The sequence below is a fragment of the Singulisphaera sp. GP187 genome (assembly GCF_900129635.1).
In the GTDB taxonomy this organism is placed as follows: Bacteria; Planctomycetota; Planctomycetia; order Isosphaerales; family Isosphaeraceae; genus Singulisphaera.
Genome location: NZ_FSRB01000001.1, coordinates 3647896 through 3665205 on the forward strand (window position 1 = coordinate 3647896; position 17310 = coordinate 3665205).

Sequence of the window (17310 nt, forward strand, 5' to 3'; positions counted from 1 at the left end):
CTGCAAGCTCGGCCAACTGTTCAATTGACTCGATAGTATACGCGTGTCATCGAATCGTTGTCCACGCAGATTTTGAGCCCACCCCACAGAGAACGAAGAGAGCCTACAATCGTAGGCTCTCGTCTGCCCGGTCTCGGGGCAAATCGCACGTCGGGACCTCCCTCCCAAGCCCCTTGGCGAATACCCAGATCCCTGAAATGATGGCGGCAACATGACAACGGCCAGAGGTACTGGGCCAGGAGCCGCACAAAGTCGACTTCCTCGCCGGGTCGCCCTGGGGCCGTTGAACCACGCCGGGGCAGAATCAATCGTTGGCCACCGCATTGGTGGCAAACTTCCATTTCATTCCGAGCAGGTAATTCACTCCTGGCTTCTGGGGAGAATATTTCAATTGCACATAGAAGCAAGGGAACAGAAAGGGCCTCAGCCCGATCACCAGCGCCAACCTACCTGGAGTATTTCCGTAGCAACGGAATCCGGGCCCGGAGCAGGCGAAGGGAATCGCCTCACGGGCGATGAAGCGGATGCCGCGGTCGTCGACTGAGGTGGCCAGCACGCTCGGGAAGAGCTGGGCCTTCAGAGCCTCGGCCTTGGGCTGGTTGGCGGGCTGGATCCGCAGTCGGAACCCATCAGCCTGGGGGACGCCGAGCATGCCGAGGAGCCTCGGACCCCACGCCGTTCCGGGACGATCGTCCTTGGTGGCATCGAAGATACTTGCCATGTGCTGGACCAGCTTGGGCAAGTAGACGAATATCGTCGGCCAGGTCGAGTTATCCGGATCACCGACGGTCAATGACGTCAGCTCCGCCGGCAGGCACTCGAATGCCTTGGTCAGCTCGCCGGACGGGGTCCATCGCTCCGCAGCAGGCTGGGACGCCGTGGCCAGGGCCGCGCGCGTGAGGTCCGGATTGGCGGCGAAGGCGACGTAGGACTCGCCCACCTGGATCGTCGGCTGCTGCCCCTCACCCAGCCACGAAACGATCCCGGCCGGCGTGGTCAGGCGGTAACCCCGATCGGGTGCCGGTAGAGGCTCCAGCGCGAGGACCGCCGGAAGGCCGTCGGCGGATTTTCCGTCTTTCCGGTTCTCCGGGGGGCAGAGGAAAGCGTTGATGCGGGTCGCCAGCGCGTCGAGCACCTTAGCGAACGCCTTGGCGTCGTCAACCTCGACCAAGAGGATCGGAGTCTGCGGGTCGGACTTGTCCTCTTGGCGAGCCGGCGCTGAATAGAGGCACCAGGTCGACCCAAAGTGGCCGAGAATCGCTTCACGGAGCCGCTGGCCGGTCGTCTCGAACACGAGGAGGTCGGCTGCCTTTGAGAATTTACGAGCGGCCTCCGCGACGCCGCCGAGCTGGGGTCCTTTGCTCCACTCGGAGCGCCCTGCATCGTAGGCCTTGACGGCGTCGAACGACCCGATCATGACGTTCCGCGCACCCCGTGGGATTGGCGGCAAACGGTCCTTGCGGAAGCCGGCCTGATTGAGCATCGCCATCAATCCCCGGCGCGGTGCGGGCGCCTCGACCCGAACCGCGGTCAAGAACGCCTTGTCCTGGAACCCCCAGCGGCCGACGACCCGCGTGATTCCGTCCAGCCCGAGGAGGGCCTTGGCCGTGCTCACAGGGTCCTTCGTCTTCTCCTGAGACGTGGGTCCCGCGATCGTGCCGGTCTTCGACACGGCCGGATCGCGCCCGGCGTCCTGCGGCTTCAAGAGTTCATCCGGGAGCGGCGGCGGAGATGCCAACGCGTTCGGTGGCGTCGATGCAACCTTCGGGAGGTCTTCGACAGGAGGATTCGCTCGCTCGGTCAGATCGAGGCCCAGCTCCCTCAACTGCGAGCGCCGGGGGTTCGCTTCGAGGGATTCAAGTACGGGGAGCGGAGCAAAAAACTCGACGTCATCGTGGGTGGATTTGCCCGCCGGCAAGGTCTGCCCCTCGTCCGGATCATCGTCGCGGCCGGCCCATTTCGAGTGCCGGGAATACAGCCGCTGCGCCTTGTCCGCTTCGACAAAGAATAATCCGTCGGACTCGAAGCCCTTGACGTCCTGGCCCTCAGCCAGGGCGGCGGCACGGCCGGGGTGGGTCAAGACGCTCGACACCTTCGCCTGGATCGCGTCGATCACCGAGGCGATTCGCAATGGATGCGGCCTGGTGGCGTCGTTCTTCGCCCCGTCGGCGTTCAGTGCGGTGGGTCCGACGACGACGATGAGGTCGTCCCCCTCGAACCACCACGCCAGGGCATCGAACGAGGACTTCTCGATCGCTTCGGGTGCCTCGGGTAAGAACGGAACGCCGGGGACCTGGATCGCCCGGGCGCGACCATTGACCTGGAAGATCTCGCGCCCCCGGATACGTGAGGAGACGGCAATACCGTCGTTCGCCTCCGAACCCGGCCGGGTCGCAATCCGAATCAGCCGGCTGGCCCACTCGCGGCCTTCTCCGCGGCCGAAGCCGTTGAGGACGACGACGCAGGATGCCCCGAGATCGGCCTCGTCATAGAGCCCCAGGGCGAAGCCCTGGCGCTGAATCTGTTCCTGAAGGGAGAGCAGCTCGGCCCCACTCGGCTTCGGGTCGGGCAGGGACCTGAGCAGTCGGTCGACGACCTGACGCGCGATGTCGGCCGTCATCGCGCCGGCGGGTGTTTGTTCGAACATCGCGTAGGCCGCGGTGGCCTTCCAGGCATCGCCGTGAGTCGCGAGACCGTCGTACTCAACATAGACGGCCAGCCCATCCGAGGGAACGGTCTGCGCCGGTTCGGCGACCGCCGTCATCGGGTAAACGGCGAACAGGATCAAAGCCCAGACGGGGGTGGGAGTCTGACCAGGCAGGAACGCTCGACGGGAGATTCTCGACCAGCTCATTGGAACTCCTTCTCATGAGGCGGCAGGGGTCGATCTTCCGCCCGGTCCGACGGGCGGACGCGTCTCACTTCCTCCAGAGATGATGATATGGGGGGGCAGATGATGAAGGGGGGGCGGTGAGTGTAGTCGAGCACAGCCCCAAGGTCCATGCCAGGTGGGCCCGAGGTCTCGGTCCAGGGTTCAGGAGTGCCTCGGTATCGCCGAATCGGACTACGACGGGTTGGCCTCTGCCCCGCAAGGCCGGCCGGCATCGAGACCGTTCGAGGCCAGGCTGTAGTGGGAAATGGACTGACGAGAATTCGACAGCCAAGTTCCCACCCGAGGCCGTCGATCACCCCTCGACGGGTTCGACAAACGCCGCGTCTTTGAAACGAGTGCGGTCGAGCTCATACTTTTGCAGCTTTTGGGTGACGCTCCGCCGCGACAGGCCGCTGTGCTTGGCACAGCGGGCGACGTTGCCGCGGTACTGGGCCAGGAGGCGGACGAAGTAGTCGCGTTCGACGCGGCCAATCAGGTCGGTGGTCAGGTCAGGGAGGGGGCGTTCGATATCGATCAACGGACTCATATTGATCGGTTTGCGGGTGCGGGGGGCGACGGCGGGCGGTAGCGCGTCGCGGTGGATGATTGAGCCGTCGGCCATCGCCACCGCGGCCTTGATCGCGTTCTCGAGCTCGCGGATGTGCCCCGGCCAGGTGTGGTCGATGAGCGCTTGCATGGCCTCCGTGTCGATCTCGGTGACCGGCGGGGTGCTCATCGGCTTGAACTTCTCAAGGAAGTGCATCGCCAGGAGCGGGATGTCCTCGGGCCGCTCGCGAAGCGCGGGCAGGTCGACCCGGATCACGTTCAAGCGGTAGAAGAGGTCGGAGCGGAACCGGCCCGCCTTGACTTCCTCCTCAAGCCGCTTGTTGCTCGCAGCGACGATCCGGACGTCCACCTTCAGGGTCTCGGTCCCGCCGACCCGCTCGAACGTGCCGGACTGGAGAACGCGGAGCAGCTTGGCCTGCATCGCGGGAGAAACGTCGCCCACTTCGTCGAGGAAGAGGGTGCCGTTGTCGGCGTGCTCGAACCGCCCTTTCTTGCGCTTATCCGCGCCGGTGAACGAGCCTCGTTCGTGGCCGAACAGCTCGCTCTCCAGCAGCGAGTCATGCAAGACGGCGCAGTTCAGGGCGACGAACGGTCCCTGGCGGCGGGTGTCGGCGGCATGGATCGCCTGGGCGACCAGCTCCTTGCCGGTCCCCGTCTCGCCGTAGACCAAGACCGTCGAGCCGAGCGGACCGACCTGCTTGATCAGGTCGAAGACTTTCCGCATCTTCGGGCTCTTGGAGACCATATTATGGAAGCTGTAATCCTCGCGCATCTGCATGCGAAGCTGTTGAAGCTCGTCGATCAACCGCCGCCGTTCGAGGATCCGCTGGACGAGATACCGCAAGTGATCGGGCTCGTACGGCTTGGTGACGAAGTCGTCCGCCCCCGCCTTCATCACGTCGAGCGCCACCTGGGTGTCGCCGTGACCGGTGAGGACGATGACCCGAACGGCAGCTTTTCGGCGCGCACCGCCGTCAGCAACTCGATGCCACTCATGTCGGGCATGCGGAGGTCGGTGATGACGAGATGGAAGATCCGTTCACGGACGCAAGCCAAGGCGGAACGACCGTCGCTGGCCGTCTCGACCTCAAAGCCGTCCATCTCGAGAATCACGCGAAGATGCTCACGTATCAGTGGCGTGTCATCCACCACGAGGATACGACGTTTCATGGAACCCCCTCCTTCGTCACTCATTCTTGAGGTCAATGGTCCGGTCCGTGGACGGGGGCGGTTAGAGGAGGTGGTTTGCCCCGCGTCTGGTCGCGATCTCAGTCAGTCAGTCAATGGGTCGGTCAGTCAATGAGTTGCAGACTCGGGCTCGCGTCCAGGCGACACCGATTCCTTGGATTTCGATTCAGATTGTTGCGGAATCAGGCGGATCTCGGCCTTCGTTCCCTTCAAGATTCGAATCACGAGGTCTTGCCCGGGCCGGCCTTCGGCGAGGGCCTTGCGGAAGTCGTCGAGACTTTTCACGTCATGGTCGGCCACCCGGGTGATGACCATGCCAGCCTCCAAGCCGCCATGGTCGGCCGGTCCGTCCTGCTCGACGTCGACGATGATCAGTCCGTGTTGGGTGCGATCCGGTCGGAACCGCCGGTCCCGTTCCAAAGCGGACTCGCGAAGTCGAAGTCCGAGGTTTGCGAACCGGGTGGCGTTGGTCCGAAAACCGGTCTCCCTCGGTTCGTCAAGTTCCGCCGGAGGCGCGGGGGTAGCGGGGCGCGGGACCGGTGGGCGGCCACGGAACCGATAGGCTCCCGGGCCAAATTCCAGAGGGGGCTCCGAACCGGGTCGCACCGGCAACTCAGGACGACCGGGCGGTTCGGGACGGGCGGGCGTCTCAGGCAAGCCGAACGACTCGGGCTGAGGTTTGGGGGTCACTTGGACCTCTTTCCGCTCGCCATCGCGATCGATCGTCAAGCTCAGTGGCTGGTCGATGGGTGCGAACTCGATCGCCGCCTGGAGCGCTCCGGGACCGGCAATCGGCTTGCCTTCGAGCCGGAGGATGGCATCACCCCGGATCAGGCCCGCCGCGGCGGCCGGGCTGTCCGGCGAAACCCCGTTGATCGCCACCGCACGGAACTGGTCGAGCTGCTCGCTCCGGTCCTGATCGACGGGGCCGATCTGAATCCCGAGGTAGGCGCGACGGACCCGGCCGTGCTCGACCAGGTCGGTCGCGACCCGCCGCGCTCGCGCGGCCGGGATCGCGAACCCAACCCCCTCGTAGCCCCCGCCCGTCGTCTTGATCGCCGTGTTGATCCCGACGATCTCCCCTTTCAGGTTGATCAAGGGGCCGCCGGAATTGCCCGGGTTGATCGCGGCATCCGTCTGGATCAGATCCTCGTACATCGCCACGCCGATCCCACGTCCCTTGCCGCTGACGATGCCCGCCGTGACCGTCCCGGAGAGGCCGAAAGGCTGCCCGACCGCCAGGACCCAGTCGCCGATCTCGAGCGATCCAGAGTCGCCCCAATCGGCCGGCGACAGTCCCTTGCCATCAATAATCAACAGCGCCAGGTCGCTCTTGGGGTCGCGGCGGACCTGGGAGACCGGCCGTTCCCGGCCGTCTTCGAGGACCACAACGACGCGCGAGCTCCCTTGCACGACATGGTCGTTGGTCAGGATGTAGCCGTTCTCGGCGTCGATCACAACGCCCGAGCCGCCACCCACCCGCTCAGGGGGCGGGCCGTCGGGAGCCATGCCGGGTGGAAAGGGTCCCCCACGCCCATTCCCCTCGAAGGGACTGGGCCTGCCGATCGGGCGAACCGTCACCACCCCGGGCAAAACGCGTTGGGCCGCCTTGCGAAAGCTCGCCGACAGCGATTCGGCCTCGCCTTGGCCAAACGCCGTCATGGTCCCGAACGTCCCTAGCGCGAGCATGGTCAGCGACACGACCGCCCGCCATCGGAAGGTTGTCGGCATCGGTCTCACCCCATCCTTGTCCACCCGTGCCGGGCCATCTCCTTACTGGAGTGTGCAGACCCGCACCACCTTCATTTTTTGACTATAACGCGAAGTCCCCCGCCATGCCAAGTCCCACCCCGGTGTCCGTTGGTCGCTCAGCGCGGAATCGAACCCACCCTGGAATCGGCGAGGGCGGACTCGAATCGAGAAATCACACTGCAAGCGACTTCTTATTCACGAGGCCACTGATTATGATTTTTGTTGCGTCGCCGCCGCCCACCCCACATCGCATCACGTTCGGCGGATCCGCTTTTTCCTGATCCAGGTCCAGAGGACGAGACTGATGTCCATCGCATTCCAGTGCGAACGATGCGGCAAGGACTTCGTGGTCGGGAACGAGCTGGCCGGCAAACGCTGCAAGTGCAAACAGTGCGGCCACGTGTTCGCCATCCCGAACGATCGACCGGCGAGCGGGTTCGCGCCAGCGACCTCGCGGGAATCGGACGACAATGCCGCCGCTCCAAGACGCGCGCCATCGTCGCGTCCCAAGTCCTCGGCCCGGGCCTTCGCTCGCGATGGCGACCCTTACGACTTTGATGACGAACCGTGGCAGAAGCAGCCCTCAACAAGCGACGAGCCCGATCTCGATGAACTCCTGCCGCAACGGCCCAAGCCCGCGGCGAGGAAGCGCAGCCGGCACACGAATTCGGGACTCAGCAACTTCGCGACCATCCCCTTCTGGGTGTTCCTTCTAGGGGCGTTCTTCGGTTTCGCCATCGCTCGGCAAATCTGGATGCGGCATGCGGCCGAACTGAATCCTGCCTGGATCGCCCTGGCGTTCGTCGCCTACACCTTATCGATCTCCGGCGCCATCGGCTGCCTGGTCGTCGCCTTCCGCGAAGGGCCGAGCTACGGCCTCTGCTGTTCATTCATGCCACTCTACATTCTTTACTATGTTTTTTCCCGCTGGGAGCATACGAAGGAAGCCTTCTTCGTCTCCTTTACCGGGGGCATGCTGCTCTCCGGGGCGAGCGCCATCGACCCGGATATCTTCAATCTCCTGGTGGATGAGCCCAAACCGAAGGTCGCGGGCGCTCCCGAGAACCACTGGCCACCCGAGCGGCCCGGCTTCGCCCGCCCCCCCGCTCCCTGGAGGCCAGCAGGGCCCGGCCCGAATTTCCCGCACCCGATGCCGATGCCGACCCCCACACCCCCCGTCGCCCCGGCTCAGCCCCGGGTCGTCCTGGGAGACTTCACGGACCAGGCCCTTGCCGACTTGAAGTCGCCCAACCCCCATTTCCGCAAAATGGCGTTGGGACGACTCAAAAACGCACCGCCGAACGACCGGCGCGACGAGATTGCCAAGGCGGTCGAGCCCTTGCTCACCGACCCCGATGGCTTCTGCCGATCGGATGCCGCCAAAACACTGGCGGTCTGGGGTGGGGTCGATTCCACCCCGGCGTTGCTTAAAGTCCTCAAGGACCCCGCATTCAACGTCCGCTGGGCGATCCTTGACGCGCTCAAGGAACTCCGCGACCCGAAGGCGGCCGAGGCGCTGATCGACTACTTGATGACCTCCAATGACCGCGGTAAAGCCGCCGAGGCACTCAAGGCGATCGGACCGTCGGCCGAGGAGGCCGTGCTCCGCGGCCTGACGCACCACGACGGCTTCGCCCGGATGGATGTCTGTCGGATCTTGCAAGCGATTGGAACCCTCAAAAGCGTCCCCGCGTTGCAAGACGTGGTGATCAACGGCCAAGGGCACGGGCTCGACGTCATGGCCGCCCGCGACGCCCTCAAGCAAATCGAACTGAGGAATTCCCGTTGACCGCGAACCGAAGGCAAGGCGGCACGGAGTCCCGACGCTCGGCCCCTTGAGCGGAGCTGACGGGCCGTCTATAATCCTTTGAATTCGTGAACGTCTGCCTCGTGCCCTGCGCCGGGGGATCAGGAGAACCGGCATGCCCTCGGCAACCTCGAGGCCGCTCTGGGGATGGACCGCCCCGGTTCGCGGTCTGCTGATCGTATCGACGATGGTCAGCGCCATCGGCTTGCTCGTCGCCGCGCCACGGGGAGAGGACGCCCCGGCGCCATTGCCTCCGTTGATCGTCGACCCGAACACCGCCCCGGCGCCGGTCCTGATGGCTCTGCCACGGCTCGGTCCTTCGCTCGTCGGCCGGATCGTCGTGGCGCGAGCGCAGGCACCGTTCCGATCGATCGACGACCTCGAGGCCCGGGTCCGCGGGTTGGGGCCGGCCACGATCAAGGCACTTCAACCTCATCTCCGAATCGATCCCACGAACCTCCAAGCCGCCGACCGCTCGCTGGCAACGGCTCCTTCCATGGCCCATAACGCTCGTTGAACGGATTCCCATGCCTGATTTCCAGTTGGCGTCCCCCTATCAACCGGCCGGAGACCAGCCCAAGGCGATCGCAGAGCTGACGCAAGGGCTGCGCGACGGGCACAAGCACCAGACGCTCCTCGGCGTGACCGGCTCGGGCAAAACATTCACAATGGCGAACGTGATCGCCCAGATGAATCGCCCGGCCCTCGTCATGTCGCACAACAAAACTCTCGCGGCGCAGCTTTACGGCGAGTTCAAAGAGTTCTTCCCCCACAACGCCGTCCGCTACTTCGTCAGTTACTACGACTACTATCAACCCGAAGCCTACATCCCCCAACGCGACATCTATATCGAGAAGGACGCCTCGATCAACGACGAGATCGAGCGGCTCCGCCTGGCGGCCACCAGCGCCTTGGTCAGCCGGAACGACGTGATCGTCATCGCCAGCGTCTCGTGCATCTATGGCCTCGGTTCCCCCGAGGACTACCGCAAAATGATGGTCCGCCTCAAGGTGGGCGAAAACATCGACCGCGACGAGATGCTCCTCCGGCTGGTGGATATCCAGTACGACCGCAACGACATCAGCTTCGAACGCGGCAAGTTCCGGGTCCGGGGCGACGTCGTTGAGATCTGGCCGGCCTACGAGGAGATCGCCTTCCGGATCGAGCTCTTCGGCGACGAAATCGAAACCCTCTCCGTGATCGACCCGCTCACCGGCTCGGTCATCGAGAAAAAAGACGACATGTACATCTACCCGGCCAAGCACTTCGTCTTGCCGGAGGACCGGATCCAGGGGGCCGTCGAACGGATCCAGGAGGAGCTCAAGGACCGGCTCAAAACGCTCCGCGATCAAGGGAAGCTCCTCGAAGCGCAACGGCTCGAAGCGCGAACCCGTTACGACCTCGAAATGCTCCTGGAGGTCGGCTACTGCTCGGGGATCGAAAACTACAGCCGGCCGCTCGCCGGCAAGAAAGCGGGCGAGACCCCGAACACCCTGCTCGACTTCTTCCCGCCCGACAGCCTCCTCTTCATCGACGAGTCGCACGTCAGCGTCCCCCAGATCCGTGGGATGTTCGCCGGGGATTTCAGCCGCAAGAGCACCCTCGTGGAGCACGGCTTTCGCCTCCCGAGCGCCCTGGACAACCGACCGCTCCGGTTCGACGAGTGGGAGTTGAAGCTCGGCTCGCGCGTCTACGTCTCGGCGACCCCCGGTGACTATGAAGTGGCGATGTCGGGGGGCGAGATCGTCGAGCAGGTGATTCGCCCGACCGGCCTGATCGATCCGGTCGTGCGGATCGAGCCCGCGCGGGGCCAGGTCCCCGCGCTCGTGGCCGAGGTCCGCACGCGGGCCGCTCGGGGTGAGCGAGTCCTGGTCACGACCCTCACGAAACGGCTGGCCGAGGATCTCTCGCGGTTCATGAAGGAGCAAGGCCTGCGCTGTAAGTGGTTGCACTCCGAGCTCAACGCCATCGAACGAATGACGATCCTCCGCGAACTCCGCGAAGGGGCGTTCGACACCCTGATCGGGGTCAACCTGCTCCGCGAAGGGCTCGACCTGCCCGAAGTCTCGATGGTCTGCATCCTCGACGCCGACAAAGAAGGGTTCCTCCGGAGTGAGACCTCACTGATCCAGACGATCGGTCGCGCCGCCCGGCACGTCAACGCCGAGGTCGTGCTCTACGCCGACAAGGTGACGCAGTCGATGCAGCGGGCCCTGGACGAGACCAATCGCCGGCGCGCCTTGCAGCTCGCCTATAACGCCGAGCACGGCATCACCCCCGAATCGATCATCAAGTCGATCCGACGTGGCATCGAAGAAGAGATGCAGGCCAAGGTCGAGACCCGCAAGGCGGTCGGCCGCGACGAGACGACCGACGCCACCGAGGAATACCTCAACGAGCTCGAGGCCGAGATGCTTGCCGCCGCCGAGAACCTCGAGTTCGAGCGCGCGGCGGCCCTGCGCGACCGGATCCTCCAACTCCGGTCGAGCCAGGACGGCGGCCCTGCTCGACCGATCGCCTCGGCCCAGGCCACCAGTGCCAAGTCCAAGGCCAAGTCGAAAGCCAGGGCCAGCGGAGGGCGGAAGCCCAAAACCCAGTAAAGGAACATCGCTTGCCGAGGTCTCCTCGTTGGCCCCATAATTCGATACTCTAGCAAGGGCACCGGCTTGATGGAGTCCGGCCACCCGGGGCCGGGCTGAGAACCCAGTAACGTGGCGACAGTCTCTGAAGTCGGTTAGCGGGTCCGTTGCAGCCCCGAAGGGGCAACCGTTCAGAGCCAGGGGCACAAGCCACTGGGGAATATTCGACTGATTGATTTCCTGAAGCCCCGAAGGGGCGACCGTCAGAGCCAGCCATCGCATTTGACGGTCGCCTCTTCGGGGCTGCAATAAAGAGTCCGGTATCAGCCGGGCTCAGGTCCACGGAGTTTCCGTCCCAATGGCAGCCGTCGAGTTCGACCCCGCCGCGAGGCGCAACGCCGAAACCCTCATGGATCTGGCCTACGCGGAGGACCTCGGCGGGATTGGCGACTTGACGGCCGACGCGATCATCCCGGCCCACGGCCGAGGCGCCGCGCAGTTCGTCGCGCGCAAGGAAGGGGTCATCGCCGGGATCCCCGTTCTCCAACTGGCGGCCCTGCGATTCGGGTTGCCGACTTGGTTCAAACCGCTCGTCCAGGACGGTGACCTCGTCGGGCCGGGCGACGCCATCGCGTCCATCGCCGGGCCGATGCGCGCCATGCTTGCCATGGAACGGACCGCCTTGAACTTCCTTCAGCGTCTGAGCGGGATCGCCACCCTGACGGCCCGGTTCGTCGCCGAGGTTGCCGACACGTCGGCCGTGATCCTCGACACCCGCAAGACGACACCGGGTTGGCGTGCCTTGGAGAAATACGCAGTCCGTTGCGGCGGGGGCCGGAACCATCGCATCGGGCTCTACGACGCGGTCTTGATCAAGGACAACCACCTCGCCTGGCTCGCCGAACAAGGGGACCCGATCAGCCTGGCCATTGCCACCGCACGTACGCACGCGCCTGCCGGGACGACGATCGAGATCGAGGTCGATACCCTGGAGCAACTCGATCAGGCCCTCGCGTGCCAACCCGACATCATTCTGGTGGACAACCTCGGTCCGGAGTCGCTGGCCGAGTCCGTCCGGAGGCGTAACGCCCGAGCGCCCCAGGTTCTTTTAGAGGCATCCGGCGGCATCACCCTGGCCACGGTTCGCCAGTTGGCCCGGACGGGTGTCGACCGGATCAGCGTGGGGGCCTTGACCCATTCGGCACCGGCGCTCGATATCGGTCTCGACTTCGAGACCGATCCCCCGCCCGTTTCGAGCGGGTCGAAACGTTGATTGCTTCGTTCCCCACACGCGAGAACGGTCGGTTTCTCTTCCTGATTTCGTAGCTGCCGCGGGTGACAGTCGTCGTGAATATTCCTCTCCTCCACCGTCTTCGCGACGCCCAGGGCGCCTTCGTCTCCATCGCCGAATTAGGGGATGGGGAGGCGTTCGACTCGGTGCAAACTGATCTGGATGAGTTGGAGAGATTCGGATTCGTGCTCGAGAGTCATCCCTACCGCGGCGTCGCCTATCGCGGGCCGGCCGCGCGGCTCTGTCCCGACCAGATCGAGCACGAGCTCGGAACACGACGAGTCGGCCGCAGGATTGCGGTCTGGAACCGGGTCATCAGCACCAACGACCTGGCCGCCAATGCCGCCGCGTCCAAGGCGAACGAAGGGCTCGTGATCTTGGCCGAGGAGCAGACGGCCGGTCGAGGCCGACGCGGAAGGCAATGGGTGGCGCCTACGGGTTCGTCCCTCTTGATGTCGGTCCTGCTCTTCCCGTCCGAGAGTCTGGCCGAGGCGGGCTGGCTCACCGCGCTCGGGGCCGTCGCGGTGGCCGAGGTCGTCGCCGCCTGGACCGGGCTCGACGCACGGATCAAGTGGCCCAACGACGTGCGGATCGCGGGACGGAAGATCGCCGGGATTCTCGTCGAACGCGGTGAGGGCGCAGTGATCGGCATCGGGCTCAATGCAAATCTCTCCCAGGCCGACTTCCCCACGGAACTTCACGAAACGGCCACCTCGCTTCGGATCCTCATGGGTGAAACCGTGGATCGATCCGAACTGGTTCGCGCTCTGATTCGGCGGCTCGACGCATGGTACGATCGCGGCTGGTCGCTCGGTCCCGACGCCCTGAATCCCGCCTGGCGCGACCGGAGCGAACATTTGGGCCAGATGGTCGAAGTCGCCACCCCCTCCGGTTCTCATGTCGGCCGCCTCGTTGACCTGGATTTGAGGCGTGGCTTAACCCTGGCGGAATCCGACCAAGACGGCCGAGCCCGGCAGTTTTCGATTCGCGACGTCCTCACCCTGACCCCGTGCAACGACGGGGCGGGACCGGGGCCAAACGCACCAATCGTCGCCCCGTGAGACGATCCGCGTCGCTCGCTCGTTGACAACAACTCAATAAAGAGGCAACATCAGGCTCTGGCCCACCGTCAGAACGCCTGATACACTCGCCAAAGTTGCCGATACTCTCTCCTGGCCGGCCAGACCCCGTGACCAACGGCCTCCAGCGCGAGAGAGATCGTCCCTCCCGCCTTCTGGATTGGAGATCAGCGCATGGCTTATCGACAGTCCCGAACCATCGAGACCGCTCTCAGGTTCGACCGGTCGGCGAATGCCTGCCATCCGCTTTCGACGGCGGTCGCCGGTTCGTCGTTTGCGCCAGTGTTGGCGCTTGCCATGGCCCTGGTGGCGGTTCCCGCGACCGCACCGGCCGGCGTCTCGACCGTCTCCCCCCGCTCAGGAGCCCCCGGCATGTTGGAACCGCACACCGGGTCGTTATTGGTCACCTATTACGAAACGTTCTTGCGTGAGCAGGACATCGAGCACTACCGTCAATCGGTCTCGACACGCTATACGGAAGGGTCGCTCTGTCGACTAATCGAGTCGGGAAACACCCAATCCCGCCGCGCAGCGCTCCTGGCACTCGGCCTGTACGGTACGTTTCAGTGCAACGCATCGGTCGCCCAGGCGCTGCGTGACAACGACCTGACCGTGCGGCGGATGGCAAGCGATGCCCTGTGGGCAATCTGGTTTCGCGCCGACACCGACGAGAATAACAAGACTCTCGAACAGGTGAGCAAGCTGATCGCCAGGCAGCGAACCGACGAGGCGATCAACCTGGCCACCCAATTGATCGACCGCAGTCCCAAGTTTGCCGAAGCCTACAATCAGCGTGCCCTCGCCCACTTTCTCCTCGGACATTTCGACGAGAGCGTGACCGATTGCCGCCGCGTCCTGGAACTCAACCCGTATCACTTCGGAGCGCTGTCGGGCATGGCGCAGTGCCAGATCCAGCTCGGACAGAGTGGTGAAGCACTCAAAACCTTGCGTCGTGCGCTCAAGCTCGAACCCCATAACGAAAGCCTTCGCGGCCTCGTCTCGGCACTCGAGACCGACGGCGAGTGATTTTCGTGCCGTTGAGTGGCGGTTTTACCCACCCCGCAAACCGATCCCACCGCGATTAAGGCCTCCGCGTGTGCCATCCATGGGCCGGCCGGGATGGCACAGCGACAAGTGACTCTATGACACAAGGCCTCAATTGTTGCTAGATCGAACTCGAGCCAAGCAGGTTCCTGACCCGACTCGCTTGAGAGCGTATGCTCCCTGCCTTTTGTAGGGTGGACACGGCCCACCATGGAATCGGCTCGAGAGCGTAACCACCCTGTGTTTTGTCAGGTCCGCAATCGCGGACCCGACTCATAAATCCACGTGGGACAACGAGACAATCGAAGATCCTATGCAGGAAACGTGGGCGGGACGCCCGCGGTCCCAGGGCTGAAGCGGCTCCCTGAGTTGAGCGGGAGCCCGAGTGATCGGCGCACGGGTTGAGTTGGGGCCAAACCCGGGCCCCGCACATCATCCCGAGGCATTCCCCATCGACCGACGGTGGGGCTGCGCCACCCAAATCGGTCAGGCCAAGGCGGTCCGGGGACCCGACCTACAGGAGAACTCACGTCTTCCCCCCCGGGGACGTGAGATAGCCCCATAGGCCGGGCCCCGCGGACCGCCTTTTCGTCGGCCAAGTCTCGTTGTCTGGTTTGAGGAGCGGCCCGCGGAACCCGACCCACCGACAGCTCCACGTTTTCCCCCCCGGGAACGTGAAGCCACCAGAGAGGCCGGGTTCCGCGAACCGCCCTTCGATGGACGATTGTCAAAACAAGCGGCCCGGGGATCCCAGCCCACGGCAAGCAAAGTGCCTTCCCCCCCGGGAGCACCAGCCGGTCCATAGGCCGGGATCCTCGGGCCGCTACTCACAGAGTCAACCACTCCTCCCACTCTGCCTTCAACAGATTCAGCGGCCCGGGGATCCCAGCCCACGGCAAGCAAAGTGCCTTCCCCCCCGGGGGCATCAGCCGGTCCATAGGCCGGGATCCTCGGGCCGCTATGCTCCAAACAAAAACCTGCGATATCTGCAACTAACTCGGTTTTAGCGGCCCGGGGATCCCAGCCCACGGCAAGCAAAGTGCCTTCCCCCCCGGGAGCACCAGCCGGTCCATAGGCCGGGATCCTCGGGCCGCTACTCACAGAGTCAACCACTCCTCCCACTCTGCCTTCAACAGATTCAGCGGCCCGGGGATCCCAGCCCACGGCAAGCAAAGTGCCTTCCCCCCCGGGGGCATCAGCCGGTCCATAGGCCGGGATCCTCGGGCCGCTATGCTCCAAACAAAAACCTGCGATATCTGCAACTAACTCGGTTTTAGCGGCCCGGGGATCCCAGCCCACGGCAAGCAAAGTGCCTTCCCCCCCGGGGGCACCAGCCGGTCCATAGGCCGGGATCCTCGGGCCGCTATGCTCCAAACAAAAACCTGCGATATCTGCAACTAACTCGGTTTTAGCGGCCCGGGGATCCCAGCCCACGGCAAGCAAAGTGCCTTCCCCCCCGGGAGCACCAGCCGGTCCATAGGCCGGGATCCTCGGGCCGCTACTCACAGAGTCAACCACTCCTCCCACTCTGCCTTCAACAGATTCAGCGGCCCGGGGATCCCAGCCCACGGCAAGCAAAGTGCCTTCCCCCCCGGGGGCATCAGCCGGTCCATAGGCCGGGATCCTCGGGCCGCTATGCTCCAAACAAAAACCTGCGATATCTGCAACTGACTCGATTTCAGCGGCCCGGGGATCCCAGCCCACGGCAAGCAATATGCCTTCCCCCCCGGGGGCATCAGCCGGTCCATAGGCCGGGATCCTCGGGCCGCTCATGAGCCTCACGCAAAAACGCGACATACTGGCTGAAATCCATTTCATTTCGCGACGCAAGACAGCATTAACGAGCAACGGCTCCATCACATGGACAATGAAACAAGCTCTGTTCTGTGGACGAAACAACTCACCGGTCAAATCAACGCAACCAGACCACCAACGATGCTGGAGATCGGCAGACGTTTGATTACCCAATGCGTGTCACCCCAATGAACCACCAGCGCACCAAGAGGTCAGCACCACTTGAGACCACTGATTTGGAGTCATGATCATCGCCTGGCTAGCCGCCGTGACGACACAGTACGCGCATTAACAAGTTCCACTTCGGGCTGGCCCTCCTCAACAGAAGATGTTGAGAGCAACAGCGAGCCGTCGACTGGAAGCGGCGTGAACGATGCGTGAGACGGATCTCAGCAGCGAAGAATGGAGAAGACGAGCGGAGGCCTCGCAAGCAGAATTTGCGGCGAGGAGAAGCTCATAAGGAGAGTGGGAAAGGTGTTTTCACCGAAAACGATCTGAGAGACTGTTGTCGAACAGTCGATCTCATTCGATTCCTGCTCGCCGAGAGCGGTCTCATCTAGACCCTCAATCAACAAGCGATACGGTGAAGGTGAATCGGCGGGACTATGAATCAGTAGCGAAGGCTCGTAGCTCGTTGTGGCCCAAGTTACGCTCAAAACATCAAGACCGACCGACCGCTCAGCCTCAATACCCGTTCCGGGCATGAGAAGCGCGAGAGCAGTGATGAGGGTCGGTAAAAATTGCATTTGAGCGAGACTTCACTTCAGCAATGAGTGTGGTGAGTCCGTTACTTGCCCCTTTATTATCTGACTCGCTCCGAATTTGGCAAGGCCTTCCCTTAAAATTTTCTAATCTTCGAGTTCGCCGATTACTTTTGAACTTCATCAAAACCCGACTTGCCGAGCCGCCACTCTGGCGGTATTATACGTCCCTTCGCGGTAAGGCGCCGTAGCCAAGTGGTAAGGCAGAGGTCTGCAAAACCTCCACCCCCGGTTCGAATCCGGGCGGCGCCTCTGATCGAATGCGGTTGAGAACCCCTGGTCCCCCAGGGGTTTCTTCGTTTTGAAGCGACTTTACTTTATTAGATAGGGCTCGGCATTGCCCGGATTGCTTCGCCCCCGAGGGTAAATCCCCCCCGCTCACACCAATCCGATGGATCGAACGACCCGCTCGGGCCGTGCCATTTCCGGCTTGCGAAGCAACATCCACACTTCCCCTTTTCTCCCCGTGCTGACCGGCTGAAACCGACCCGACAAGAATCTCCTGGTAAAGTTTCCCTGAACCGGTTTGCCCCAACTGCAGCGAACTAAGACTACAGATCGCGGGCCTTCTCAAGG

9 protein-coding genes, 1 tRNA gene and 1 pseudogene are annotated in these 17310 nt (G+C 63.8%); 7 read left to right on the top strand and 4 right to left on the bottom strand.

The window, feature by feature from the left end:
• Window positions 1–304: 304 nt before the first annotated feature.
• The 4 genes and pseudogenes from BUS42_RS14235 to BUS42_RS14245 form a co-directional block, all read right to left on the bottom strand.
• Window positions 305–2854, bottom strand: coding sequence for a hypothetical protein (locus BUS42_RS14235; protein WP_074307476.1), 2550 nt, complete (start codon window positions 2852–2854; stop codon window positions 305–307).
• 331 nt (window positions 2855–3185) lie between these two features.
• Window positions 3186–4334, bottom strand: a complete 1149-nt coding sequence (locus BUS42_RS14240; RefSeq protein ID WP_410001709.1) for a sigma-54 interaction domain-containing protein — start codon at window positions 4332–4334, stop codon at window positions 3186–3188.
• Window positions 4332–4633 (bottom strand): annotated as a pseudogene (locus BUS42_RS45090) (response regulator); the annotation flags it as partial. The gene BUS42_RS14240 and the pseudogene BUS42_RS45090, both read right to left, overlap by 3 nt.
• Before the next feature lie 102 nt (window positions 4634–4735).
• A complete protein-coding gene (locus BUS42_RS14245; protein WP_074307477.1) occupies window positions 4736–6358 on the bottom strand; it encodes a trypsin-like peptidase domain-containing protein in 1623 nt (540 codons plus the stop codon).
• A gap of 325 nt (window positions 6359–6683) precedes the next feature.
• Between BUS42_RS14245 and BUS42_RS14250 the strand changes: the two genes are divergently transcribed.
• From BUS42_RS14250 to BUS42_RS14290, 7 genes are all read left to right on the top strand, one after another.
• Complete coding sequence (locus BUS42_RS14250) at window positions 6684–8168, top strand: HEAT repeat domain-containing protein (protein WP_074307478.1); 1485 nt, start codon at window positions 6684–6686, stop codon at window positions 8166–8168.
• Between the two features lie 133 nt (window positions 8169–8301).
• A complete protein-coding gene (locus BUS42_RS14255; RefSeq protein WP_074307479.1) occupies window positions 8302–8703 on the top strand; it encodes a ComEA family DNA-binding protein in 402 nt (133 codons plus the stop codon).
• Window positions 8704–8713: 10 nt separating this feature from the next.
• Complete coding sequence (gene uvrB / locus BUS42_RS14260) at window positions 8714–10786, top strand: excinuclease ABC subunit UvrB (protein ID WP_074307480.1); 2073 nt, start codon at window positions 8714–8716, stop codon at window positions 10784–10786.
• A 337-nt stretch (window positions 10787–11123) separates the two neighbouring features.
• Window positions 11124–12038, top strand: coding sequence for a carboxylating nicotinate-nucleotide diphosphorylase (gene nadC, locus BUS42_RS14265; RefSeq protein ID WP_074307481.1), 915 nt, complete (start codon window positions 11124–11126; stop codon window positions 12036–12038).
• A gap of 74 nt (window positions 12039–12112) precedes the next feature.
• Complete coding sequence (locus BUS42_RS14270; RefSeq protein ID WP_254053506.1) at window positions 12113–13117, top strand: biotin--[acetyl-CoA-carboxylase] ligase; 1005 nt, start codon at window positions 12113–12115, stop codon at window positions 13115–13117.
• Window positions 13118–13309: 192 nt separating this feature from the next.
• A complete protein-coding gene (locus tag BUS42_RS14275) occupies window positions 13310–14161 on the top strand; it encodes a tetratricopeptide repeat protein (RefSeq protein ID WP_254053507.1) in 852 nt (283 codons plus the stop codon).
• A gap of 2754 nt (window positions 14162–16915) precedes the next feature.
• Window positions 16916–16986 (top strand) — tRNA-Cys (locus tag BUS42_RS14290).
• The last annotated feature ends 324 nt before the right edge of the window (window positions 16987–17310 follow it).

Bases quoted from the DNA above. Each gene is read 5' to 3' on its own strand.
- BUS42_RS14255 (WP_074307479.1), top strand. From the start codon at position 8,302: ATGCCCTCGGCAACCTCGAGGCCGCTCTGGGGATGGACCGCCCCGGTT.
- BUS42_RS14275 (WP_254053507.1), top strand. From the start codon at position 13,310: ATGGCTTATCGACAGTCCCGAACCATCGAGACCGCTCTCAGGTTCGAC.
- nadC (WP_074307481.1), top strand. From the start codon at position 11,124: ATGGCAGCCGTCGAGTTCGACCCCGCCGCGAGGCGCAACGCCGAAACC.
- BUS42_RS14250 (WP_074307478.1), top strand. From the start codon at position 6,684: ATGTCCATCGCATTCCAGTGCGAACGATGCGGCAAGGACTTCGTGGTC.
- BUS42_RS14240 (WP_410001709.1), bottom strand. From the start codon at position 4,334: ATGAAGGCGGGGGCGGACGACTTCGTCACCAAGCCGTACGAGCCCGAT.
- BUS42_RS14235 (WP_074307476.1), bottom strand. From the start codon at position 2,854: ATGAGCTGGTCGAGAATCTCCCGTCGAGCGTTCCTGCCTGGTCAGACT.
- uvrB (WP_074307480.1), top strand. From the start codon at position 8,714: ATGCCTGATTTCCAGTTGGCGTCCCCCTATCAACCGGCCGGAGACCAG.
- BUS42_RS14245 (WP_074307477.1), bottom strand. From the start codon at position 6,358: ATGCCGACAACCTTCCGATGGCGGGCGGTCGTGTCGCTGACCATGCTC.